19 protein-coding genes, 1 tRNA gene and 1 riboswitch are annotated in these 25,541 nt (G+C 30.4%); of the genes, 11 read left to right on the top strand and 9 right to left on the bottom strand.

The genetic code is table 11. The features are described 5' to 3' along the window. Positions 1 to 3 precede the first annotated feature (3 nt). A complete protein-coding gene (locus tag GFV00_RS09365) occupies positions 4 to 813 on the bottom strand; it encodes a glycogen/starch synthase (protein WP_160543046.1) in 810 nt (269 codons plus the stop codon). A gap of 104 nt (positions 814 to 917) precedes the next feature. Between GFV00_RS09365 and panC the strand changes: the two genes are divergently transcribed. Together panC and GFV00_RS09355 are read left to right on the top strand one after the other, a co-directional pair. After that, complete coding sequence (panC, locus tag GFV00_RS09360) at positions 918 to 1,760, top strand: pantoate--beta-alanine ligase (RefSeq protein ID WP_160557861.1); 843 nt, start codon at positions 918 to 920, stop codon at positions 1,758 to 1,760. Positions 1,761 to 2,033: 273 nt separating this feature from the next. Next, complete coding sequence (locus tag GFV00_RS09355; RefSeq protein WP_160557860.1) at positions 2,034 to 3,062, top strand: lysylphosphatidylglycerol synthase transmembrane domain-containing protein; 1,029 nt, start codon at positions 2,034 to 2,036, stop codon at positions 3,060 to 3,062. A gap of 145 nt (positions 3,063 to 3,207) precedes the next feature. Here the strand turns inward: GFV00_RS09355 and GFV00_RS09350 are convergent, their stop codons facing one another. From GFV00_RS09350 to GFV00_RS09335, 4 genes are all read right to left on the bottom strand, one after another. Then, a complete protein-coding gene (locus tag GFV00_RS09350) occupies positions 3,208 to 3,789 on the bottom strand; it encodes a 50S ribosomal protein L25/general stress protein Ctc (protein WP_105296945.1) in 582 nt (193 codons plus the stop codon). A gap of 7 nt (positions 3,790 to 3,796) precedes the next feature. Further along, a complete protein-coding gene (locus GFV00_RS09345) occupies positions 3,797 to 4,732 on the bottom strand; it encodes a ribose-phosphate pyrophosphokinase (protein ID WP_105296944.1) in 936 nt (311 codons plus the stop codon). Positions 4,733 to 4,849: 117 nt separating this feature from the next. Further along, positions 4,850 to 6,265, bottom strand: coding sequence for an SGNH/GDSL hydrolase family protein (locus tag GFV00_RS09340; protein ID WP_160557859.1), 1,416 nt, complete (start codon positions 6,263 to 6,265; stop codon positions 4,850 to 4,852). Positions 6,266 to 6,275: 10 nt separating this feature from the next. Continuing rightward, positions 6,276 to 7,484, bottom strand: a complete 1,209-nt coding sequence (locus GFV00_RS09335; protein ID WP_255448855.1) for an OmpP1/FadL family transporter — start codon at positions 7,482 to 7,484, stop codon at positions 6,276 to 6,278. A 259-nt stretch (positions 7,485 to 7,743) separates the two neighbouring features. On the opposite strand from GFV00_RS09335, the gene GFV00_RS09330 reads away from it, so the two are divergent. Together GFV00_RS09330 and feoB are read left to right on the top strand one after the other, a co-directional pair. After that, positions 7,744 to 7,983 (top strand): FeoA family protein, encoded by a 240-nt coding sequence (locus GFV00_RS09330; protein ID WP_105296941.1) that lies wholly within the window; start codon positions 7,744 to 7,746, stop codon positions 7,981 to 7,983. A 9-nt stretch (positions 7,984 to 7,992) separates the two neighbouring features. Next, positions 7,993 to 10,023, top strand: coding sequence for a ferrous iron transport protein B (feoB, locus tag GFV00_RS09325; RefSeq protein ID WP_160557857.1), 2,031 nt, complete (start codon positions 7,993 to 7,995; stop codon positions 10,021 to 10,023). A 53-nt stretch (positions 10,024 to 10,076) separates the two neighbouring features. On the opposite strand, the gene GFV00_RS09320 is transcribed toward feoB, so the two are convergent. Both GFV00_RS09320 and GFV00_RS09315 read right to left on the bottom strand, forming a co-directional pair. Further along, on the bottom strand, positions 10,077 to 10,592 hold the full coding sequence (locus tag GFV00_RS09320) for an HPP family protein (RefSeq protein ID WP_160557856.1): 516 nt from the start codon (positions 10,590 to 10,592) through the stop codon (positions 10,077 to 10,079). Further along, the gene (locus GFV00_RS09315; protein ID WP_160557855.1) at positions 10,589 to 11,128 is read right to left on the bottom strand and encodes a TetR/AcrR family transcriptional regulator; all 540 of its coding nucleotides are present in this window, start codon (positions 11,126 to 11,128) and stop codon (positions 10,589 to 10,591) included. The genes GFV00_RS09320 and GFV00_RS09315 overlap by 4 nt, the downstream gene beginning before the upstream one ends. A 350-nt stretch (positions 11,129 to 11,478) precedes the next feature. Between GFV00_RS09315 and GFV00_RS09310 the strand changes: the two genes are divergently transcribed. The 7 genes from GFV00_RS09310 (at position 11,479) to GFV00_RS09280 (ending at position 21,461) form a co-directional block, all read left to right on the top strand. After that, positions 11,479 to 13,134: a fatty acid--CoA ligase gene (locus tag GFV00_RS09310; RefSeq protein ID WP_160557854.1), complete on the top strand. Its 1,656-nt coding sequence runs from the start codon at positions 11,479 to 11,481 to the stop codon at positions 13,132 to 13,134. 223 nt (positions 13,135 to 13,357) lie between these two features. Further along, entirely contained in the window at positions 13,358 to 14,584 is a 1,227-nt protein-coding gene (locus tag GFV00_RS09305; protein WP_160557853.1) for an isocitrate dehydrogenase (NADP(+)), read from the top strand. Between the two features lie 169 nt (positions 14,585 to 14,753). Further along, complete coding sequence (locus tag GFV00_RS09300; protein ID WP_105296935.1) at positions 14,754 to 15,005, top strand: type B 50S ribosomal protein L31; 252 nt, start codon at positions 14,754 to 14,756, stop codon at positions 15,003 to 15,005. 133 nt (positions 15,006 to 15,138) lie between these two features. Then, positions 15,139 to 15,453 (top strand): hypothetical protein, encoded by a 315-nt coding sequence (locus GFV00_RS09295; RefSeq protein WP_160557852.1) that lies wholly within the window; start codon positions 15,139 to 15,141, stop codon positions 15,451 to 15,453. Between the two features lie 73 nt (positions 15,454 to 15,526). Beyond that, entirely contained in the window at positions 15,527 to 16,243 is a 717-nt protein-coding gene (gene bshB1, locus GFV00_RS09290) for a bacillithiol biosynthesis deacetylase BshB1 (protein ID WP_160557851.1), read from the top strand. Positions 16,244 to 16,282: 39 nt separating this feature from the next. Then, a tRNA-His gene (locus GFV00_RS09285) sits at positions 16,283 to 16,356 on the top strand. Positions 16,357 to 17,507: 1,151 nt separating this feature from the next. Beyond that, positions 17,508 to 21,461, top strand: coding sequence for a C10 family peptidase (locus tag GFV00_RS09280; RefSeq protein ID WP_160557850.1), 3,954 nt, complete (start codon positions 17,508 to 17,510; stop codon positions 21,459 to 21,461). A 71-nt stretch (positions 21,462 to 21,532) separates the two neighbouring features. On the opposite strand, the gene GFV00_RS09275 is transcribed toward GFV00_RS09280, so the two are convergent. Continuing rightward, positions 21,533 to 22,798 carry an APC family permease gene (locus GFV00_RS09275; RefSeq protein ID WP_160557849.1) on the bottom strand — a complete coding sequence of 422 codons (1,266 nt, stop codon included), beginning with the start codon at positions 22,796 to 22,798 and terminating at the stop codon, positions 21,533 to 21,535. A gap of 27 nt (positions 22,799 to 22,825) precedes the next feature. Then, the gene (locus GFV00_RS09270) at positions 22,826 to 25,270 is read right to left on the bottom strand and encodes a TonB-dependent siderophore receptor (RefSeq protein WP_160557848.1); all 2,445 of its coding nucleotides are present in this window, start codon (positions 25,268 to 25,270) and stop codon (positions 22,826 to 22,828) included. Positions 25,271 to 25,376: 106 nt separating this feature from the next. Further along, positions 25,377 to 25,475, bottom strand: a riboswitch (SAM riboswitch). Positions 25,476 to 25,541: the final 66 nt, after the last annotated feature.

The following is a 25,541-nucleotide window of genomic DNA, read 5'->3' as shown; positions in this document are numbered from 1 at the left end:
GTTTTACTCTTGGATCTTTATTTCGCTGGTGACGTGATAAATTTCTTTGACATCTTCATTTTGAATAAAATCAAATTTAGGATTGCTTGATTGTTTAAACATGTCTTCCAATTCGTCAATTAAAACTTCTTCGCCTTTTACAATAGTGTCGGATCCTTTCATGGCTTCCTTGATAATACTTACGTATTTGTTATCAGTTAAGTAATTTAATTTACTTGTATCTATATTATCAAATTCCAAAATATCTTTAAGATTATTGCTGAAAATCCCGTTACTTCCTTGGTTATAAACCGATGTGATCACTTTTATATCACTGAAGAATGCATCATTAGCATAATTAGTTTTCAAATAAATTGGTAAAAAGCTGGCCATCCATCCATGTAAATGAATGATATCGGGTATCCAATTTAATTTTTTTATTGTTTCTAAAACACCTTTGGTAAAGAAAACAGCCCTTTCATCATTATCTTCAAACCATTCATTTGCTTCATCTTTATAGGGAGATTTTCTTTTGAAATATTCATGATTTTCAATGAAATAAACTTGCATCCTTTCTCCCGGAAGAGAAGCAACTTTAATAACCAATGGCTGATCTAGGTCATTTATAATCAAATTCATACCTGATAGCCTGATTACCTCGTGAAGCTGAAATCTTCTTTCATTTATTTGCCCGAACCTAGGCATAAAGATTCTAACATCATTTCCTTGTGCAAACATTTGTTTGGCTAAATTGTAAACTCCTGATGAAATCGGATTTTCGTCAAAGTATGGTACTAATTCTGAAGTAACGTGAAGTATTCTTTTTGAACTCATTATAAATTGAAGGCTGATTATAATTTAACAAAGTTACAAAAAATTAATCAAACTGTAGTAAGTTTGCATTTTAAACCATGACATTCGTCATTTAAATCTAAAGTATGTTATTATTAAAAACCAGAAATGAATTATTTGATTTCATTCAATATATCCACGCTAAAAAATTAACTTTAGGATTTGTTCCTACTATGGGTGCACTTCACGAAGGCCACCTTTCTCTTTTTAAAAAAGCTATTGAAGATAATCAATATACTATAGGCAGCATTTTTGTAAATCCTACGCAATTTAATAATCAAGCGGATTTGATTAAATACCCTCGCACGGAAGAAGCAGACATTGCAAAATTGGAAAGTGTCGGTTGCGACGCATTATACTTACCAAGCGTTGAAGATTTATACCCAAATGGATTGGAATGTGAATCAATAGATATGAACGGATTGGATGTTGTTATGGAAGGAGCTTTTCGCCCAGGTCATTTCCAAGGTATGGCAACGGTTGTAAAGCGTTTGTTATTACAAGTTCAGCCTACCAAAGCCTATTTTGGTGAAAAGGATTTTCAACAGTTACAAATTATCCGCCAAATGGTCAAAACTTTACAATTGCCTGTCGAGATTTTAGGAATGCCAATCATTCGTGAATCCAACGGTTTAGCTATGAGTTCGCGTAATATGAGGCTTACTGAGGAATTTAAGAAAAAATCATTATTTATATATCAATCATTACTTAAAGCTAAAGAATTATCTTCCCATTATGCTCCTGAAAATGTGATTTGCAAAATTGAAAAATTGTATCTCAATTCAGATTTAAAGTTGGAATATTTTACTATAACTGAAGAAGAATCATTACAAACGGCTCAGTCTTTTGATCCCTCTAAACACTATAGGGCTTTTATAGCAGTCCATGCCGGAGAAATCCGTTTGATTGATAATATTCAAATAAGATAAAGAGTAAAATAAATTATATCATTACAGACCATTAAAAAACTATTACAGTATTTATTTATAAATTATATATACTTTATCTTTATTTAAATAATATTATATCTTATAATCTTAACTATTTATTTAAATTATAATACATTAATTATAAATTTATTAGATTTATGTTTAATTATTACATTTTTTTAACTATTTATATTTTAACTATTTTTAAGTTTTTTTTGATTTTGGAGATTATACGATTAATTATTATTTTGGTCTGAATAATACATTGAATACATGAGTAAAAAATTAAAAAATACCCTTACGGTTTGTATATCTGTTATAATTGCCGGTGGACTAATGTTTTTAGTTTCTAAAAGCTTAGGTGGTGATTTTATAGAAAAAACCATATCAACTGCAAAAAAAGCAAACTATTTTTGGATAAGCATGGCTGCTATCTTCGGTTTAGGAGCTTATTGGATCAGAGCTGTCCGATGGAATTTACTTTTAGAACCCATGGGCTATAAAATTAAAAATTCGAATGCTTTATGGGCTCTTTCATTTGGGTATTTTTTAAACTTAGGAATTCCAAGAATGGGAGAAATAGGAAGAGCAACTGCTTTACAAACCGTAGAAAAAGTACCTTTTACCAATTCATTTGGGACAATCGTTACTGAAAGAATTATCGATTTATTTTTTATGCTATTTTTTATTCTTTTAGCTTTAGTTTTTAATTATTCAACATTACTGTCTTTTTTTGAATTACTAAGTAAGAATAAAACGAATAATCCTGATGAAAAAAATTATACACTTTATATTTCTATACTTGTCGTAATTTTATTATGCTGTATTCTAATGTATGTATTTAGAAAAAAATTGCTTCAATTATCAATTATTAAAAAAATAGTATTTTTCATAAAAGGAATTATTGACGGTTTAGTTTCAGTTTTTAAATTAAAACAAAGAGTGAAGTTTATTTTATTGTCCTTCGGAATATGGATATGTTATTTTTTTGCTTCTTACCTTGTAGTTTTTGCCTTGCCAGAAACTTCTTCTCTACCTGTCCAAACAGGCTTTTATATTTTAGCCGTAGGAACTTTAGGCATGTTAGTACCTGCCTCGGGAGGCATAGGTGCTTTTCACCTTGCAATGATGATCGGGTTTTCGGCTTTATATTTACAATCCGGAAAATCTCTAGATGAAGGTAAAAATATTGGCTATTCTTATGCAATACTTGCTCACAGTCTACAAATGGTTTTAATGATTATAATGGGAATCATTTCAATAATTATGCTCACAAGGAATAAAGAAAAAACAATAATTTAAAATTAAAAAAGTGATAAACTTTTTAATTATAACAAATTAATTATATTTTATAAAAAATAAAAAAGCTGTTCGTTTTGAACAGCTTTTATTTTGATTTATATAGAATACAATAGATTCTAAATTAATTTCGAAAACTTTATGGATATTAGTTTTCTGATTCGTCATCTGCAGAAGCAGCCTTAACATTTCTAGATGTTTTCACAGCTGCAATTACAGTATTAGCCGGATGCAATATTTGGTAATCTTTTAATTCAACTTTAGATACTTCAAATTTATTACCAACATCTAGAGAAGTTACATCTATAACAATCTCATCCGGTAAATTTGCAGGAAGGGCTTTAACTCTAAGTTTTCTTAAGTTAACACGTAATACACCTCCTCTAACAACTCCTTTTGCTCTACCGGTTATTACCACAGGTACTTCCATAGTAACATATTTTTCCGGATTTATTTGATAAAAATCTGCATGGATTATCTTATCTGTTACCGGATGAAATTGTAGGTCTTGCAAAATAGCATCTATTTTTTCTCCATCTATTTCCAAAGTAACTGTGTGTGCTTCAGGAGTATAAACTAAATCAGTAAAGCTTCTTTCTTTAGTAGAAAAATGGATTACATTTTTTTCTCCATAAACAACACAAGGAACTTTTTCAGCATTACGTAAGGCTTTTGAAGAATTTTTACCTACGCTTTCTCTTTTTTCTCCTTGAATTGTAATTGATTTCATATAATATTTACATTATAAATTTTTTACTTATTGATTCTCTGTTATGTACCAAGTTCATCACTTCTCCAAACAAAGGGGCGCAAGATAACACTTTTATTTTACTTACCAAAGTATTTTTTAAAGGAATTGAATCAGTTACAATCACTTCCTCCAATTTAGAATCGTTGATTCTATCATAAGCAGCACCTGAAAAAATAGCATGTGTTGCCATGGCTCGTACACTGGTTGCTCCTGCATCCATTAATATATCAGCCGCTTTAGTTAAAGTCCCTGCAGTATCAATCATATCGTCTACTAAAATCACATTCCTTCCTCTAACATCACCGATTAAAGTCATAAAATCGACATTATTGGCTTTTTTTCTTTCTTTATAACAAATAACCACATCAGCATCTAAATATCCCGCATAGGTTCTTGCTCTTTTTGCTCCTCCCATATCCGGAGATGCAATGGTTAAGTTGTCTAGATTTAGTGATTTTACATAATTAATAAATATTGCAGACGCAAATAGATGATCAACCGGAATTTCGAAAAATCCTTGAATTTGATCAGCATGTAAATCCATAGTCATAACACGCGTTGCACCGGCAGCAGTCAATAAATTGGCTACCAATTTTGCTCCTATCGGAACACGAGGTTTATCTTTTCTGTCTTGACGCGCTAAACCAAAATAGGGAATTACAGCTGTTATCTTATCTGCAGATGCTCTTTTGGCTGCATCTATCATTAACAACATTTCCATCAAATTATCTGCCGGTGGAAATGTTGACCCTATAATAAAGACTCTGGAACCTCTTACCGATTCTTCTAAACAGGGTTGGTATTCACCATCACTAAAATCAAAGAAACTCATTTTCCCTAGGGGCATTCCATAACTTTGTGATATTTTTTCTGCTAAAGAAACACTTTCTCTAGTCGAGAAAATATGGACTGGTTGAATCATTTATATGTGTTAAAAATATTTTCTGAAAACGAGTACTGCAAATTTATGATTTTTTTAATCATACCATAATAAAACTGAACAAAATTTGTTCAGTTTTATTAAATATTTACTTTATCTTTAAGGAAACTTAACTGCTTGATATAGATTAGGATTAACGGAAGGAAGATTCGATTTAAATTTAAAGTTTATACTTTTAATAAATTCATTAGCTATAATGGCATACCCTCTTCCGGTTGGATGTATACCATCTAATGAAAAAAATCCTCCTGTTATAAATTCATTGGTATAACTTACTCCGTTGTAAAGAATACCTTCTTTTGTTTTTAAATTTTTAATTAGTGAACTTATATCTGTGATTGCCAGATTATACTGTTTTGCTAAAGTTTCAATACTCTCATTAAATGCTTGAGTTGCTTCTTTGATGATTAGAATCTCCTTATCGGTCAAAACATATTGATCCTCTATAGGTTTTGAAGTTCCTCCACCCGTTTTTAAAATGGAAGATACTGACAATAGAAATAAATCTTTTGATGTAGACATCCTTATAGAAGGAAGTCCCATCGCATCTAAATTTGTTAAATTCTTATCTATAATTACTGCTCCATTAGCTTTATCTTCAATAAAAACAATTTTTCTACTTGCGGCTTCTTCCTCTGTAATTAAATTTTTTGCTTTTGCTTGATCCAAACCGGAATTATACTTTTGATAGGAAGCATTTAAATTTTTTATTTGCTGCAGTGTAAATTGATTGGCTTTAAAAGGTAAGGATGAAACTTTATTGAAAAAAGGAAAATCGGTAACGTCCGGAATTGTAGCTACCACTCCTTTTGCCGAATTTGAGGTAAGTGTTTGTACCAATGTACTATAAGCATTCTGAAAAGTTAAAATATCTGTAATCACAGCAGATCCATCTCCTCCGGAAGTGGCATAGCTTAAAATATCATTAATTCCAATCCACAAAGAAAAAAAGGTAGGATTTTGTTCCATTACATCTTCTACCACCGTTGCATTGGGCTTAGAAGCAAATCGTACAAAATAAGGATTGGATTTTTTGGAAGCTAAATGAGTCGGATTTCCAAATCCCGCCGCAAGCAAATGAAATGATTTAGCTCCCGGTATACCCATATTTTGATATCCATCTTTTGAATAAATACTTGCCAGTGTAGTTGTTCCTACACCCTTACTGGTAACCGGAGCAAGAGAACCCTCGGCTACTACCAATATTTTTTTATTATCCACTTTCGCACTCGGAATTCCTCCTAATTCATCTGCCATAAAAGGAATATTAAATTTTTGGCAGCCTGAACGCTTCATTTGCTCGGCAATCATTAACGGAAAGGATTCCTTTTGTCCTGATATATACAGTGCATTATCTCTAAAACCTGCAGTAAACGAATCTCCTAAGGCTATATATTTAGAAAAATTTGCATCTCCCGAACTAAATACCGTATGTATATCTTCATTAAAGTCATTATTGCATGAAAGGAAAAAAATAAACATTCCTAACCAAAGCATTAGTATATTCTTACTCATTTCTAATATTTTAAAAAGGATTCCAAGCTAATCCCAGCCCGAACATAAAGCTATGCATCTTGACATCTCCTTTGAAATTATAAAATTTATTTACTACTTTTCTTGAATTACCAACATAATACATCCCTGTCATATCAAGCATTAATTTATCTTTTAAGAATTTATAACCAATACCTCCTGTTATGGCATTATTATCTGTACTTGGCATTTCCGGACTCCAATAGTCCTTACTGATCGGTGAAGGATCGTAGTAATATCCTAAACGAACATCCAACTTATCAGATACGGAATATTCTGAACCCACTCTAAATGTATGAGTGTTATGTAAATTTTTAGGCGATGTGGATATCGTTGGATCGTTGGGATCATTGCCTACCTTATTTTGATTGAAATCAATTGTCAAAGCTTTGTATTTATTCCATCCTGAAATATTCAAATCGGTGGAAATCGTCCACTGGGGCAAAAGCCTATAGGTTAATCCCAGTGTGATTTCAGAGGTTAGGGGTAACTTTGCATTAAATCGGTCATTTTCTGTAGGAAATGATTCACTTCCAACTAATGATTTTGGAAGGTAGAATCGGGCTTTTCCATTGACCGCATGAATATCGATATTGGAACGATAGGCTATACTGACATCCAAATCTTTAATCGGTCTGATATACATACCTACATTATACCCATTACCGGTTGCATTTTTATCAACCAGTTTCATTCTTCCGTCTATTGAAGATATAGCTTTTTGCAGATTAACGCTTCCTAATGCATATATATATCCGGCACCCACGCTAAACCAATCATTTAGACGATAGGCTACAGTCGGTTGAAAGAAATACGACCGAATAGTAATTTTAGTAATTAAATCTTTACCTTCCCAATTTTGTCCCCAATCGACGCTGCTTCCGAAAGGAGTAGTAAAGCTAAAAGCAACGGATAGTTTATCAGTGGCTTTATAGGCTATATTAAACAGAGAAGGCGTACTTACCGGATTATCTGTTTTTGTTTTATATAAAGTAGGCTTATTTTGAAAATCAGCTTTTCCCATTATTATGAAAGTTCCCGCTGCAATGCTTAATTTTGAGGGTATAAATGATATACCTGCCGGATTGAAGAAAGCAACACTTGCATCTCTGGTGTGGGCACTGGTATGTGCCATAGCTGCTTGTCTCGCTCCTTGAAGTGAAACTCTAAACCCTCCTCCTTGCATTATAATAGATGTCATAATAAAGAACATAAATACTGCTTTTCTCATCATTATAAATGTCATAGTGTAGCAAAACTATAGGATTTTTACTAAATTAATAAATTTCTATAAGTTCAATTTTTAATTTGATAACATACCTTAAGTTTTTATTTTATCCCTATTATACAAATCTTTTGGTATCTAATCTATTAAATAATTTTTGATTTTATTTAGATTAAATACAAATAATTCATATATTTGCTTGAGAATATTAAAAAGGTGTTTAGTTATAAAAATCATGCTTACCCATAAATCCCTTTCATTTTTAAAACCAGCACAACAAGCAAAAGTTATAGGATTTTCTGAAGAAGATATACCCACAAAGATTTTAGAAATGGGAATAGTTCCCGGTGTTTTTGTTAAATTAAAACGTCAAGCTCCTTGGAACGGTCCTCTTTTTATTGAATACGGTAAAGAGAAAAGCACGGTAATGTTGCGTAAGGAAGAAGCAGATTGTATATTGATTGAAATGCAATAGAAAAAAACAATGAGTATTAAAACTATTGCTCTCATAGGAAATCCAAATGCCGGAAAAACAACACTTTTTAATCAACTAAGCGGATTACATCAAAAAACCGGAAATTATCCGGGTATTACCGTTGAAAAAAAAGAAGGTAAATTTACCTATAAAGATACTGACTATAGGCTAATTGACCTTCCCGGGATATACAGTCTTTGTCCTTCTTCTGCTGATGAAGAGGTGGTATTAACAATTCTTGCCAATCCTGATAATCCTTACTATCCTGATATTATTATAGTAGTAGCCGATGTTCATAATATGAAAAGAAGTTTATTTCTGTATGAACAAATCAAAGATTTAAAAATTCCTACTATTTTAGTTATTAATCAGATTGACAATATTGAAAAAGAAGGAATTCTAATTCGAGACAAAAATTTAGCCGATAATTTTTCTACTCCTGTTGTGCTTGTTAGTTCCAGAAAAGGTAAAGGTATTGATGAATTAAAAGAAATTATAAATAATGGTTTTGTCAATGAATCGTTCGAAACTTTTCAATATCCTAAAGAATTTGAAAAACCGGTAAGAGAATTATCCAATAAATTTGAAATTGATGATTATCTCGCTTGGCTTTTCTTGGCTCAAACAAAAACGAACAACATCCCGAGTGCGTATCGTGAAAATGTATCGGAAATTATAAATAAGTATAAGTTGATTCCTAAAAGGCTTCAACTTAAAGAAACTATTTTAAGGCATCGCCAAATTGATGATCTTGTAGAAAAAGTTGTCTATAAAGACCCAAACTATCAGACTTTCACGAACAAATTCGATAAAATTGCAACACATCATTTTTGGGGATATTTTTTATTTTTTTCAATCCTATTTTTAATTTTTCAAGCTTTATTTTTTTTGTCAGGTTATCCTCAAGATTGGATTGAAACTCTTTTTTCCAATACTAGTGAAATTCTTGAAGCTTATTTACCGAACGGACCACTATCGGAGCTCATTACGCAAGGTATAATTCCCGGAATTAGTGGAGTTGCTGTATTTGTCCCTCAAATTGCAATTTTATTTTTCTTTCTGTTGATTATGGAAGAAAGCGGTTATATGGCTAGAGTTGTATTTTTGATGGATCGATGGTTCCGACCTGTTGGACTAAACGGGAAAAGTGTTGTTCCTTTATTATCCGGTGCCGCTTGTGCTATTCCTGCAATAATGTCGGCACGAAATATTGAAAATTCAAAGGAACGATTAATTACAATTTTGGTTACACCATTTATAACTTGCTCGGCTCGCCTTCCGGTATATTCCATCATCATCGCTTTAGTAATTCCTAAAGGAAATGGAATCTTTAATTTACAGGGCATTGTTATGATGATTATGTACTTATTGGGAGTCATAATGGTTTTTATAAGTGCATCCATTGCCAACAAATTAATAAAATCTAACTATAAAAGCTATCTTATTTTGGATATGCCGAATTATAAAGTTCCTTTTTGGAGAAATGTATTTTACGGTTTATTTGAAAAATCATTGAGCTTTATAGCTAATGCCGGTAAAATCATCGTTGCTGTCAGTGTCATACTTTGGGCCTTAGGAAAATTTGGAAAGACAGCCGAAAATGGTAAAACAAATTATCTGGCAGATGTTCCTTTAGAAAATTCTTATTTAGGAAATTTCGGAAAAGTAATTGAACCGGTTTTTAAACCTTTAGGGTATGACTGGAAAATTGATATTGGTATTCTTTCTTCATTTGCTGCTAGAGAGGTTTTTGTCGGAACCATTGCTTCCATATACAGTTTGGAAGATGATGGCAGTGAAAATCTTAAATTAAAAGAATTAATGAGAAAGGATATAAACCATAATACGATGAAGCCTACATTTAATTTAGCGACAGGTATTTCCATTTTATTATTTTATGCTTTTGCCATGCAATGCGTCAGTACCTTAGCTGTTGTTAGAAAAGAAACGAATTCGTGGAGATGGCCGGCTATTCAATTATTTTTTATGACGGGCATAGCCTATTTAGTCGCTTTACTTGCTTATCAGCTCTTAAAATAAATTTTAAATATCATTTACGAACTTATCTACTACTAAATCATTATATAAATTAATTAAATCCAAAATTTAGGATATTTTCTTTTTTTGCTCAGATTGTTGAATAGTAATGCAATAATCACTAATACTATTGCTCCTGATAAAACCGGATTAATTAAAAAGTTCCACTTTACTCCTCCGGTAATAATAATTAGCGGATCTGCACCTGCCGGCGGATGTGTAGTCTTCGTTATTTGCATAACAAATATAGCTAATCCAACTCCCAGTGATAGGGAATACCATTCATTTTTTAGTACCACCGACACAATTAAACCCATAATTGAAGATAAAATATGTCCACCAATAATATTTCTAGGTTGAGACAATGGACTTTCAGGTACACCAAATGCCAATACACAGGTTGCGCCGAATGGTGCCATAATAAAAGGAATTGAGGTTGATTTTGTTAATAAGGCTATACACATAATTGCTAAACACCCTCCAATTCCCGATAAAATTGAAAAATTAAAATCAACTTTAAGAGGACTTCGTTCTCTACTTATAAATTTTGATAGATATTTTTTACTATTCATTTCATTAAATTTTTGACGTTATTTTTAGTTTTCTCTATAAGATTCTGTGTTCTATATACTTGACTATCGATCAAACATGCTTCAAAAAACATATAAATAATGAAGGCATCGTTTTCCTCTCTTAATATATCAATAAAAAAATTCTGCAATTCTGTTTTATGTTTTTGTATCACACTTAAAATGCGAACATTATCCGGTTGTATTTCTGACAGCATGTTCAGAAAGCAACAACCACGAAAATTTTCTTTTTCATTCATTTGTTCTATATAATCAAAAGCTGATAGTACTTTTCCTTTCGGGGTTGTTTTTTCTTCAGTAAAATGTTTTAATCCTTCAAACCAGGTTTTATGACGTACTTCTAAATATTCCAGAGCTAAATTTTCTTTTGATTTAAAATGTTGATAAAAACTGGCTTTTGCAACCTTGGCTTTTTCAATGATTTCATTGATTCCTGTAGCATTGTATCCTTGCTGATGAAATAATTGTGATGCTACGTACACTATTCTTTCTCTGGGAGGCTTATTTTTTAATTCCATTCAACAAAGATAAAATAAATTTTCAAATATAGACATACTTGTCTGTATATTTTTGTTAAATATATTAATACCAAAGTTTACTTTCTTTTATAAAATATATAAACCAGCATAATAATAACGTATTTAGTTACTCTGCTTTATTACTCCTATACCAAATAGATATGTAATCCAATAAATTAATTATAATTATTAATTCATCCAGCAATATCTATATAGAAGCTCAAATATTTATCTTAATTAGAAATTGTGCTTTAATACTACTACTAAAACAGCATTAATATGATTTATAATAAAAACCATTAGCATAAAATATTATATTTTGTAAATTAGCGCATATTTAATAATTTAAGATGATATTTAAAAAAATTAACTCTGTAAAAAATGCCTACAAATCTCCTCTGCTCATTAAAGGATTATATGATTATTGTACTACTTTAAATCCTGATAATGAAATAATTTACAAAGATATTTCCAGATATAATTATCGAGAATTCAAAAAACGAGTTCAACGATATGCCAATATGTTAAGAAATCTTGGGATAGACGGAGGCGAAACCATTGCAGTAATGGATTATGACAGTCATCGATATCTCGAATCTTATTTTGCTATTCCTATGACCGGAAATGTTCTTCATATGATTAATTGGAGATTGTCAGCTGAACAAATTCATTATACTATTAATCATGCTGAAGATTTAGTTATCATTGCTCACGCAGATTTTCTTCCTATTTTGGAAAAATTTGCAGAAGATATGCCCTCTTTAAAATATTTAATCATTTGTAAAGATGATGATGCTATAATAACTTCTGAAAATTTAAGTATTACCGGAGAATACGAACAATTGATGGCTGAAGCTTCTGATTCATATGAATTCGAAGAGTTTGATGAAGATGCGGTTGCCACAACATTTTATACTACAGGAACAACGGGCAATCCTAAAGGCGTATATTTTACCCATAGACAATTGGTACTTCATACCTACAATACGGCAGCCAGTTTTGGATTTTCCGGTTCAATTGCGTGTCGTTTAAATTCCAATGATGTGTATTTACCGTTAACTCCGATGTTTCATGTTCATGCATGGGGATTTCCTTATCTTGCAACCACCTTTTCATTAAAGCAAATATATCCCGGAAAATTTAATTTAACCGGATTTATTGATATTTTCACAAAAGAAAAACCAACATTCTCTCATTGTGTACCTACTATTTTGCAAATGATTTTAGAGAGCAATGAAACTAAAGATATTGATTTTAACGGATGGAAAGTTATTATTGGTGGAGCTTCTTTAACCAAAAAGTTAGCAAAGAATGCCCTGGAAAAAAATATTGATATCATGTCGGGATACGGGATGTCCGAAACTTGTCCAATTATAACGTTAACTCATATAGATCCTAAATATAAAAATTTAGATATAGATGAACAATCTGAAATGAGAATCAGAACCGGAACTCCTGTTCTATTTACAACTGTAAAAATTATCAATGAACAAGGAAACCATATCCAAAATAATGACGTTGAACAAGGAGAAATCATTATTCGAGCGCCTTGGCTTACTCAAGGTTATTTTAAAGACGAAGAAAGAGGAAACGAATTATGGAATGAACAATATTTACATACAGGAGACGTAGCTACCATAAATTCCAATAATTCTATAAATATTACAGATAGAATAAAAGATATTATCAAAAGTGGAGGTGAGTGGATTTCTTCTGTTCAATTAGAAAATATTATTACCGGACATGAATCTGTGGCTGAAACCGCCGTAATTGGAATTCCGGATGAAAAATGGAGTGAAAAGCCTTGTGCATTTATCGTTTTAAAACCGAATATGACGTTAACTCATGATGAATTAAAAGATTATTTAAAACAATATACGGAATCCGGAATATTGAGTAAATGGGCTATACCTCAAAATATAAAATTTGTTTCAGAAATTCCAAAAACCAGTGTGGGAAAATTAAATAAAAAACTAATCAGACAACAATTTGTAGAAAATTTATAAGTGTTTAAAAATCTATTTTTTTAGTAAAATAAAAAGGTTAATAAATGGTAATTATTAACCTTTTTTATTTTTAATCTTTGCTTTTAAAGATCCTTACCAAACTCTTCGATTAAGCATAAGTATACCATAAGGTTTTTTATTCATTGTATTAAACTAAAATTAGGTTAAATATTTGTTTTACTGAGGTAAGTATTGTTATATTTGATACAAATCAATAGTTATCATGCAAAAAATAAAAGTACTTAATCCGGTTGTTGAAATGGACGGAGATGAAATGACAAGAATTATATGGAAGTTCATTAAGGACAAACTCATTCTCCCCTATTTAGATATAGATCTGAAATACTTTGATTTAGGTATTGAAAACAGAGATAAAACTAACGATCAAGTTACTATAGACTCTGCAGAAGCAACTAAAAAATATAATGTTGCCGTAAAATGTGCTACTATTACTCCTGATGAAGCTCGTGTTAAAGAATTTAACTTAAAAAAAATGTGGAAATCGCCTAATGGCACCATTCGTAATATTGTTGGAGGAACAGTTTTTAGAGAACCTATTATTATGAATAACGTTCCCAGATATGTGCAAGGATGGACGCAACCTATTGTAATTGGCCGCCATGCTTTTGGAGACCAATATAAAGCTACGGATGTGGTAACTAAAGGTCCGGGTAAATTAACCATGACTTTTACTCCTGAAAACGGTGAACCTCAAACTTGGGAAGTATTTGATTTTAAAGATGACGGAGTTGCAATGTCCATGTATAACACCGATGAATCTATTGAAGGGTTTGCGCATTCTTCATTTCAAATGGCATTAACCAAAAAATGGCCTTTATATCTATCCACTAAAAACACCATTTTAAAAGCTTATGACGGAAGATTTAAAGATATCTTTCAGAAAATATATGAAGATCATTATCAATCCAAATTTGAAGAACTGGGAATTACTTATGAACATCGTCTAATCGATGACATGGTAGCTTGTGCCATGAAATGGAACGGAGGCTTTGTATGGGCTTGTAAAAATTATGATGGTGACGTGCAGTCAGACACTGTTGCTCAAGGTTTTGGTTCTTTAGGCTTGATGACTTCTGTTTTGGTTACGCCGGATGGCAAAACCGTTGAAGCAGAGGCGGCTCATGGTACTGTTACCCGACATTATAGATTCTATCAAGAAGGTAAAGAAACTTCTACTAATCCCATAGCTTCTATCTTTGCGTGGACCAGAGGCTTAATGCATCGTGGTAAATTAGATCATACTCCGGATGTTGTCAATTTTGCAGAAACACTGGAAAAGGTTTGTATTGAAACTGTTGAAGGAGGTAAAATGACCAAAGACCTTGCTTTATTAGTAAAAGGTAAACAAATGACCAGAGAAGATTATCTTAATACTGAAGATTTTCTAGATGCTATTGACAAAGGGTTAAAAAATAAATTAGTTAAATAATCAAGTATTTTTAATCTGTCACACAAATATAATTATCTTATTAAACAACTACTTGTGTGACTAAATATTAACATATTTTTCTAATATGAAGAATCTCATATTTTTTTGCTATGTATTCTTGATTATTTAGAAATAAAATTGTAATTTTGCAACTCAAATTTTTAGAGAAATGAAAAAAGACATTCATCCGGATAACTATAGATTAGTTGTTTTTAAAGATATGAGCAACGACGAGGTATTTTTATGTAAATCTACTGCAGAAACAAAAGATACAATTGAATATGAAGGAGTAGAATATCCTTTAGTTAAGATGGAGATTTCAAGTTCTTCTCACCCTTTTTATACAGGAAAAGTTAAATTGGTTGATACTGCAGGTAGAGTTGATAAATTCTTTAACAAATACAAAAATTATAAAAAGTAATATAGTAATACTATTATAAAAATTAAATATACCCATAGTAGTAATACCATGGGTATATTTTTTTATCTTTTTGGCATAAATATTGATGGAAAGAATAGTAATTTAGGTTTCTGCCTTAATAAAACAACATATTATGAATGCTAAAATTTTAATTTTATTAGTAATAATGACCTTTTCTTCTATATTTGGTTATTCTCAAGAAAAATATAAATATAGAGAAGAAATACAATCTACCAATGAAAAAGTACAGAAAGTGGAAGCTCTGATCCAACAAGAATTTGGCTCTGCTTCTTCACCCGGAATTTGGACTTCAAATAATCCTGATTATGGTCTTATGATCAGAACAAAAGGGAATACATTTACCATAAGTGCCTGGCAAATTTCTGATAATACAGATATAAAGGCAAGAATTGAAAAACTTATGTCCAAAGTAAAATCTGAACTGTAAAAAAATTTTATATACCAAACTTAAAAACTTCAGTAATGACTTACTGGAGTTTTTTTAACTTAAAATTTGACCAATGAAATTAGATATATTAGCCATAGGCGCCCATCCTGATGATGTTGAACTCGGTTGTGGAGGAACTCTGGCCAAAATGATTTCTGAAAATAAAAAAGTAGGAATATTAGACCTGACGGAAGGTGAATTAGGGACAAGGGGAACAGCTCTTACCAGAAAATATGAATCCGAAGAAGCCGGTAAAATACTTTCGATTGCTTATCGTGAAAACTTAAAATTCAGAGATGGTTTTTTTAAAAATGATGATACTCATCAAATCGAATTAATTAAAATAATAAGAAAATATAAACCTGATATTGTTTTAGCTAATGCAGTAAACGATAGACACCCAGATCACGGTAAAGCTGCTAAGCTTGTATATGATGCCTGTTTTCTCTCCGGATTATTAAAAATACAAACAAGTTATAATGGGGTTACACAAGATACTTGGAGACCTAAACATATATTTAATTATATTCAATGGAATGAAGAAAAACCGGATTTTATAATTGATATATCTCATTTTTTAGATAAAAAAATAGAAGCTTGTATGGCCTATAAAACACAGTTTTACGATCCTAATTCGTTAGAACCTAATACTCCTATCACCTCCATTAATTTTAAAAAAAGTATTATATACAGAGCTGAAAATTTGGGTAGGTTAATAGGCTGTGATGCAGGTGAAGGCTTTACTTCTCAAAAATGGATTGGTCTGAAAGATTTTGAAAATTTTGTTTGATAATATGAAATCTATTCATATATTTGCATTCCCAAAACGGTGGCCATAGCTCAGTTGGTTAGAGCGTCGGATTGTGGTTCCGAAGGTCGTGGGTTCGAGACCCATTGGCCACCCTAAGCTCCAAAGCACTCCTACAACAGCTTTGGAGTTTTTTAATAAACTACTTCAAGTGTATAATTACATAAAACGGCAATGTAAACGTCAATGTAATTATGGCAAAAAACACTAAATCTGGTTTCTCCTCTTCAAATATAAGGGTGTGTCAACCAAACTAGAAATCAAAATAAAAAAATTTTTATTATATCTTTTTTATTAAAGATTAATATAATATTGCTAAGTAATATTTAGACGAAAATATTATAAATATTTTAAATTAATTAGGTTAATCATTCTGTTCTTTTTCAAAGTTACTCTAATTATTATTATATTTATATTAATCCAATTATAACATACTACTAATGAAATTACAAAATATTTTTTTATACTTAAATAATTATTACATTAGTTATTATTGAATACAATCATATTAACTTATTTTATCATTAATTTTTCTAATCATTAACTAATTTATATAGTAATTAAACAATCCCATTAACTTTTTACTTTAGTTTAAATAATAAAATAGTTTAAATATCATTATTTTTATATGTTATTGATATAGTTATTATATAACAATTAAAATATTTAAATCATTGTTTAATTTTACAAAATCTAAATGTCAGATTATTATAATATCAAATAATAATTTTATAATAATTTATTTATAAAGATATAATTACGTATTGATTAATATATAATTTCATTTTATCATATAATATTAAAAATATTAATAATACAATTTAACTATATTTAAATTCAAAAATTATTAAAATTTATTATAATCATTTTTTTATAAATAATTATATTTTTATATCTTATTTGCAAATATATAAAGCATTATATAATTAAATAAAAATTTAATAAACAAATAAAAGTATCGGTAATTTATATGTATTGTCATAATTAATGATATTTTTTATGGTATATTATTATAATAAAAAAAATTTTATATATATTTGTCCAAAAATTAAATAAAAAATGCATTTATGAGGCAAATAATTAAATACACATAAATACTTATTAATAAGAATATTAAATCTTTGATTTTAATAATTAAGGACGTTTTGACATGTTATATTCTATTTAATTAATATTTTGATTTAATAGAATAATCGTTTATTATCTTAGTAACTATTTTAATTTATAAATTTAAATAATAATATATATGATAAATTTTAAGTCTTTTATATCAATAACAACATTTTTAATATCTTTTATCTTCTATGGACAAGATATTTCAGAGAGCACTGCAAGAAAAGTAGCTAATAACTTTTTGAAAATTAAATTAAATCATGCATTAAAAAAATCAAATGAAAATTTAAAAATAACCAACATTACTCACCAAATTAATAAAGAATATAATGGTTTTTACATTTTTACTATTAAAAACGGTAATGGATTTTGTATAGTTTCATCTGAAAGTGCAAATCATCCAATTTTAGCTTATTCAACAAATTCTACAATACCAGCATCAACTAATTGTTCACCTGGATTTTTAAATATTTTAAATAGTTTTGAATATTATAATAATAATCTTAGGAAAAAAATTCAAAAAAGATCATTCGATAAAAAAAATGAATTAATTAAAAAAGAATGGGAAGCTTTACTCAATGATCAACAATTACCTAATTCTCAAGAAATAAGCAATAAAGCATTATCTAAATCTTTTAATAATCCTTTAACTGTAGATCCATTAATAAAAACTATTTGGGATCAATCTCCCTTATATAATAAATTTACTCCTAATACTTATGAAAATGTGCCAACATATGCAGGATCTGCTTCTATCGCCATGGCTCAAATTATGAAATTTTGGAATTTCCCAACAAATGGTAGTGATTCTATGACATATTTCATACCTAATAAGTATTATTATTATAATTACGATTGGAAATGGAAAAAATTATCAGCTAATTTTCAAAATACTACCTATTTATGGGATAAAATGCCTGTTTACCTCTCTAAAAATTCTTCAGCTGAACAAATAGATGCAGTTGCTAAATTAATATCTCATGCAGGTATTTCAATCAAAACTATGTATGGGCCGATTGGTTCAGGTGCTTTTAGTACTAATGTTCCTCAAGCCCTTAAAAAATATTTTAAATATAGCTCAGACATTCAACTAATAGATAGAACTGATTTTGAATCTGATGATGAATGGCTAAATGTATTTAAATCTCAGGTTTCAAAAGGATTACCAGTTTATTTATCTGGTCAATATCCCGATGCTGAACATGCTTATATAGTTGATGGATATGACTCTCAAAATCTAATTCATCTTAATTTTGGATGGGGAGGAACTTCAAACGGATATTATTGGATAGATGAACTCAGAGGATATTCTTCAAGCCAAATTGCAATCATCAATATTTATCCTTCAACCTATTCTTCAAATCTAAATTGTGAAATTCCTTCAGGATTTTCAAGTTCGGATATTACTTTTCAGAGTGCTACTCTTAATTGGAACGCTAATCAAAATTTAAATTATACCATTCAAATTAAAGCAGATACGGATAACGATTGGACTATAGTTGGTAATGATATTAGAGGATCTTCATATACTTTATCAAATTTAAGTCCAAACACATCGTACACGGCTAGGATTAAATCTAACTGTGATAATGGTAAATCTAGCAATTTTACTGAAGTTAATTTTAATACGACTTCTCATTCTAGCCCTTCATTAGCTTCATGTATTAATAATTTTGAACCAAATGATACATTTGATGATGCTTATTTAATTAAACCAGATTCTGTCTATTATGCAGGCATACAATCACATGGGGATAAGGATTATTTTAAATTCTTTATATCAAAAAATTCAGATATAGTGATTCGTCTTCAAAAACTTCCCAAAGATTATGACATAAAACTATTTAATAGTGGCAAGTTTGAAATAGGTCAGAGCGAAGCTGCAAATACCACAGATGAAAAAATCTTAATAAAAAACGTTTTACCTGGTACATATTATATAGAAGTATATGGATATAAGGAAGCATTTGATGAATCTCAATGCTATGAATTAGAAATTCACGCAACAACATCTATACCTTCATGCAGCAATAATTATGAGCCAAATAATAGTTTTGAAGAGGCCTATCCTATTGATACACATACTACTTATTTCGCAAGTATAGCTACCGCTAGAGATCAAGATTATTATACATTTACTTTAGATTCTGATTCAAATATAAATATTATTCTGCAAGATATTTACTATGATTACGATTTTAATCTTTATGATTCTTCAAAAAATTTAATTGAAAGAGGTAAATTAGATAGTCCCAATAGTAAATTAATTAGTGTAAAAAATCTTGCTGCTGGCAAATATTACATTCATATAACCGGTAAATATCATCCTACTTCATGTTATAGTTTGACCATTGATACTGTTATAGATAAATATTCATGCAATTTTAATTACGAAGTAAATGATACCTTTGAAAGTGCTGTAGAAATTAAAACAGATTATCCATATACTGCTAGTATCGGTTTTGCATATGATCAAGATTATTATAAATTTACTTTAGATAAAAAATCTAATGTTAATGTTGTACTACAAAATATAGGTGAAAAATATGAATTAAAATTATATAATTCAAATAAAACTGAAATAGGAAGTAAGTATAATGAAGATCAAAGTGATGAGATTATAAATATTAACGACCTTGAACCTGGTACCTATTATATACTAATACAAGGTATCAACGGAGTATTTAATAATAGCAAATGTTATAGTTTATTTGTTGAAACAAACCTTTCTATACCTCCTTGTATAAATAATTTTGAACCTAATGATACTTTTCAAGAGGCAACTTCTATAGAACTAAATACAATATATGAAGCAGGTATAGGTTCTTCTAACGATAAGGATTATTATAAGTTTATATTAAATGAGACTTCTGATGTTAAAATCTTACTTCAAAATCTCCCAAAAAATTATGATTTAATTCTTTATGACAATTCTAATAATGAAATTGATAGAAGTATAAATATAGGAAATAAAAGTGAAAAAATTGAGATAGAAAGTTTACCAGCTGGAACCTATTATATATATATATATGGAAAAGATGGTGTATTCGATACAAGTCAATGTTACAACCTTGAAGTAATTACATCAAGCATTTGTGCTTCAAATTATGAACCTAACAATAGCATAGATACAGCATATCCTATTAGAAATATTTTAACATATTCTTCTGATATTAGCTCTCCTACAGATGATGATTATTACAAAATATTTATTGGTGTAAAAGCTGATATTGAAGTTGTATTAGATAATCTTCCAGAAAATTACGATCTTAAATTGTATAATTCTTCAAAACAAGAAATAGGAAGAAGTTCAAATAGTGGTACCAATAAAGAAGTTATAAATGTATATAATGTAGAAAGAGGTGTTTATTATGTATATGTATACGGATCTAATGGTGCTTTTGCTCCTGGTAAATGTTATGATTTAACAGTAAATTTTAAACCTACTAATACTACTCACCCTATACCGTCATGTGTAGGTAATTTTGAACCAAATAATACATTTGAAGGAGCAGTTCTTATTAATACAAACACAAAATATGAAGCTGCAATTGGTACTCATAACGATCTGGATTACTATAAATTTAATTTAAGTGAAAAAGGAGATATTTTAGTTAAGTTAGATAACCTCACAAAAAATTATGATATTAAAATATATAATTCTTTAAAAGAAGAAATAGGAAGCAGTCTAAATATTGGTGATGCCAAAGAAGAAATAAATATTTTAAATTTGGATAAAGGAATCTATTACGTATATATTTATGGAAAAGATGGTGAATTTGATCCAATAAGCTGTTATAATCTAATTGTTAATTTTTATCCATTAAAAAATAATCTTGATATACATAATAATGAAGATTCTATAATATTATATCCTAACCCTGTCCATGATGTATTAAATATTAAAGGAATTAATAAAGATAAAGAAAAATTTACATCTTTTACTATTCTTGATAGTAGTGGACGAATAGTTAAAAATTTGCAAACAAAGGTTGATGATATAATTCCTATCAATGTCTCAGATTTATCTCCAAATCAGTATTATTTACAAATTCAAGGAAGAAATTTCAGATTCATTAAAAATTAAGTTTTAATTATTAATTAAAAAAACCGAAAGACAAATCTTTCGGTTTTTTTATATTCATTAAACTGAAATTATCAATCAACTCTTTTTTTATCAAAAAAATAAAGAGTCATACCTGCTCCTATGATTCCTAATCCAATAATACTCTCCCGAGGATGGTTGACAAAAGTAAAATACAAAATATAAAAGCTGAAAAGTAAAAAGATAACGGGCATTAGTAAAAAAATATTTCCTTTGAAAAGTACCCGATCTCTTTTCTTAATAAATAAAGAAGTACTCACGGCAGCCGTTGAAAGAAGTTGAAGTACAAATGCTGTGTAAATAAAAATTTCTTCAAATTTACCACTCAATATTATTAGTATACCGATAAGAGTATGAGCAACTACAGCCCAAATAGGTATTCGGTTTTTATTTTCTTTACCTAAATAACTCCAAAGATGATTTTCTTTTGCTGTTGCCTGGGTTACTCTCGATCCAACCCACAAATAGCCACTAATTGTTGAAACTAATTGCAATGCAATCAAATAACTTATCCATTTTACTCCCCGAACGCCTAAAATATTTGTAAATGCGATATTGGCAATGTCTTCTTTTCCTTCCATTTGCTCGATTGAAGCATGTTTTAAAAAAACAAAATTTACCAATACATAACTTACTGTTACAAAAACAGTTCCTATTATCAACGCTTTGGGAAGATTAACTTTAGGCTTTTCAATTTCTTCAACAATATATGAGGCAGAATTCCAACCGGTATAAGCGTAGGTAACAAACACTAACGAACTGGCAAAAGCCGGAACGATAATTTCATGAGTCCAAGAATTATCCCATAATAATGCATTGTTAGGAGACGGACTTATCGAAATTCCAATTAAAATCAGTACTACAATGAATGCTACCTTAAGAACGGCAAATATATTTTGAAAACGACTGCTTACCTTTAAGCTGAAACATTGAAATACAGCAATAATAATGATAATGAGAATAGCTGTACTTCTTTCATTTTCAAAACCCAAATATTTAGCCATAGCCAATGCTGCTAAAGCAATTGGCCCGGAGAAACCAACAATAAGCGATACCCAACTGGTGATGTATCCCATGATGGGATGATAAGTTCGAGAAAGATAAATATAATCTCCTCCCGATTGCTTAAAATGAGCTCCCAATTCCGCGTAGATAAAAGCACCTATTAAAGCCAGTATTCCCCCGATTGTCCATAAAAGAATAATGGTAAACGTATTGTGTAATTCCGGAACTTGATATCCTAAACTTGTAAACACTCCCGTTCCTACCATATTGGATATGACTATGGCAGTTGCTGTCTTCCAGCCTATTTTTTTCATATTTATATTAAATATATAAGTCTAAATTTAGAAATTCATAGAAAGCTTAGTAAACCAATTAGCTCCGGTTGTACCCATCTGTACCGGTGCATACTTGAAAACATTATAATAAGAATTTTCATAGATTTGCTTATCCGGAAATACATCAAAAATATTATTTCCGCCCATCGTTAGTATTAAATCTTTTCGTATGGAATAACTGATACTAAAATCGGTTACTAATTTTGGATCATGATGTTGTACCGAACCGTAGGGATAACCATCTCTCGTAACTTTACCGAAATAGGTATTTCTTACTAATAAATTCCATTTCGAAACTGAATAATTGAAGCCTAAAGTTGCCTTTGCTTTCGGACTTAAAGATTCAATAATATTGGTTTGATCGGGACCGAAATATTCATTTCTGTCTCCTTCAAAAACTTTGGGAAAATGATAATCAACAATTTCTGTTTCTGTATAGTTTCCTGATAAACTTATATCCAGATTTCCCTTTCCTAAACCAACTTTATATGTGGCCACTATATCAATACCTTTCGTTTCCGTATCCACAGCATTAGTAAAAAATCGTGCTCCTTCCACTCCATAAGATTCTACTTTTGCATTAACAAATTCACTCGTGAGTACAATACGATCTTTAACTTTGATATAGTAAGCATCAGCCGTTACATATATTTTTTTAGAAGGTTTAAATGTTAAACCGGCACTCGCATTTATAGATTTTTCTTCTTTAAGTTTATCAATACCTAAAGCTTTTGCCAAAGGACTGTCATTTCTAAATATACCTTTAGAAACAACTCCTGATCCCGACGATGAGATACTGGAAAAAGAATTATTGAAATATTGCTGTTGCAGAGAAGGGGCTCTGAATCCATTACTGAAAGCTCCCCTTACAGCAAATCCGTTTACATATTCATAACGCACCGCCAACTTTCCTATCCAAGAATTACCAAAATCGGAATAATGCTCATATCTTCCTGCCAAATCACCGGAAAATTTTCCTTTTTTAAATGCTACATCCGCATAACCGGAGGCATTATTTCTGTCCTCCTTTAACGCATTTTCAGAAGAAAATCCTATAAAACCTTGTGCTCCCCCCTCTCCCAGTATATCGGTGGGAAGAGTAGATGCTGTTGCCGGATTACCAAATTTATCGTAACGCATCCATGAGCCTTCTTCTCCGGCCTTTATTCTATACTGTTCGTATTTAAATTCTCCTCCGAAGGCAATAGAAAGAAGTGTATTTATTTTTTTAGAAATATCCAGATTGATAGTATTTTGCATAAACTCATGTCCCCCGGCTTTAAATTCCGTTGGAGAATGTATACCCAACGAAGCATTGTTTGTATGCGTAGCCTTATAATTAAAGAGGTTTTCTCCAAAGGTATTACTTATATCTACCATCCAATTATTATGCATATATCTTATTCCCGTAGAGTTAGAAATATCATAAATAGTGGATTTTAATAAAGGTTGAAATCCTATCGGATAAAGTTCTTTAACTACATTAGTTTTTTCACTGGGAAGTCTTCGGAATTCAGCTCCTTCTCCTTGTCTTAAACTTGCTCCGCCGAATGAATAGAACTCATACTTTTCGGATAATGGATAAATGGAATTTATAAAAAACTGTTGATTTTTAATTTGAGCATCTCCTGCCCTGAAACGGAAGTCTTTTTGGGTTAAACCCATTTCTGCCATAATTTTTTCATCGTTTATTCTGGCCTGATCGGGATCCGGTGCAAAATCATAGGCAAAATTATCACCAAACTTGTCCAGATTATTATCATATGAACGATTGGTTTTATTTCTTTGGCTGACTACAAAAGAAAGATTGATACTTCCTCCTTTATCTCCTAATTTAGCACCGTAATTTCCGCTAAAATTGTAAGTTTCCCCGTCATTTCTATTGGTTAATCCATAGGTGATGGATGCCGAGCCGCCCTCATTCTTTTTTAAAATAATATTAATTACACCGGCAATGGCATCCGAACCGTATTGAGCTGCAGCACCATCTCTCAAAACCTCTATTTTTTCTATTGCTGAAACGGGTATGGCACTTAAATCTGTACCCACAGATCCGTTACCTACCGTATTTTGATAGTTGACTAATGAGGTAGTATGCCGTCTTTTTCCATTCACTAATACCAGAACCTGATCGGGACCCATACCTCTCAAGGTAGCCGGATCAATATGTTCCGTTCCATCGGAAGAAGATTGGCGAACTGAATTGAATGAAGGTACTAAATAATTTAATAAGTCGTTAACGGTTAACTGAGGAGATGCCTTTTCTATTTTCCTGACATCTATTACGTCTATGGCAACGGGAGAATTTACTTTGGTTCGTTCTGAACTTCTGCCACCGACTACAACAATCTCTTCAAGATCAAGGGAATCTACGGCCCGTTTTTCTTGAGCATCCACATAATTGGTAAATTCTAAAATTAAACTTACCATTAACAAAGAAACTTTTTTCATTATCTTTCTTACAGTTAGTAAATTATATTTATTAAAACTGTATCAAGAAAAACCGGAAAGGAAAAAAGAAATTATTCACAACTCAACACACTCACAACTCGCGAATCACTCATCTTTCCCCTCAGGGCTGGAATTAGCACCAAGCCTAAGCAGGCCGGTTGCCAAGGTTTCACAGGGCCAGTCCCTCCACCTTTCTTGATAAGTGATGTAAATATACCATAATTTTCATAATAAAATAATTTTATATTATATTATTTTACCTCTAAGATAA

This window comes from Apibacter sp. B3935, assembly GCF_009827705.1.
Taxonomy (GTDB): domain Bacteria; phylum Bacteroidota; class Bacteroidia; order Flavobacteriales; family Weeksellaceae; genus Apibacter.
Note: the sequence above shows the minus strand (reverse complement) of the source record. Positions and strands in the feature narration are given on the sequence as shown.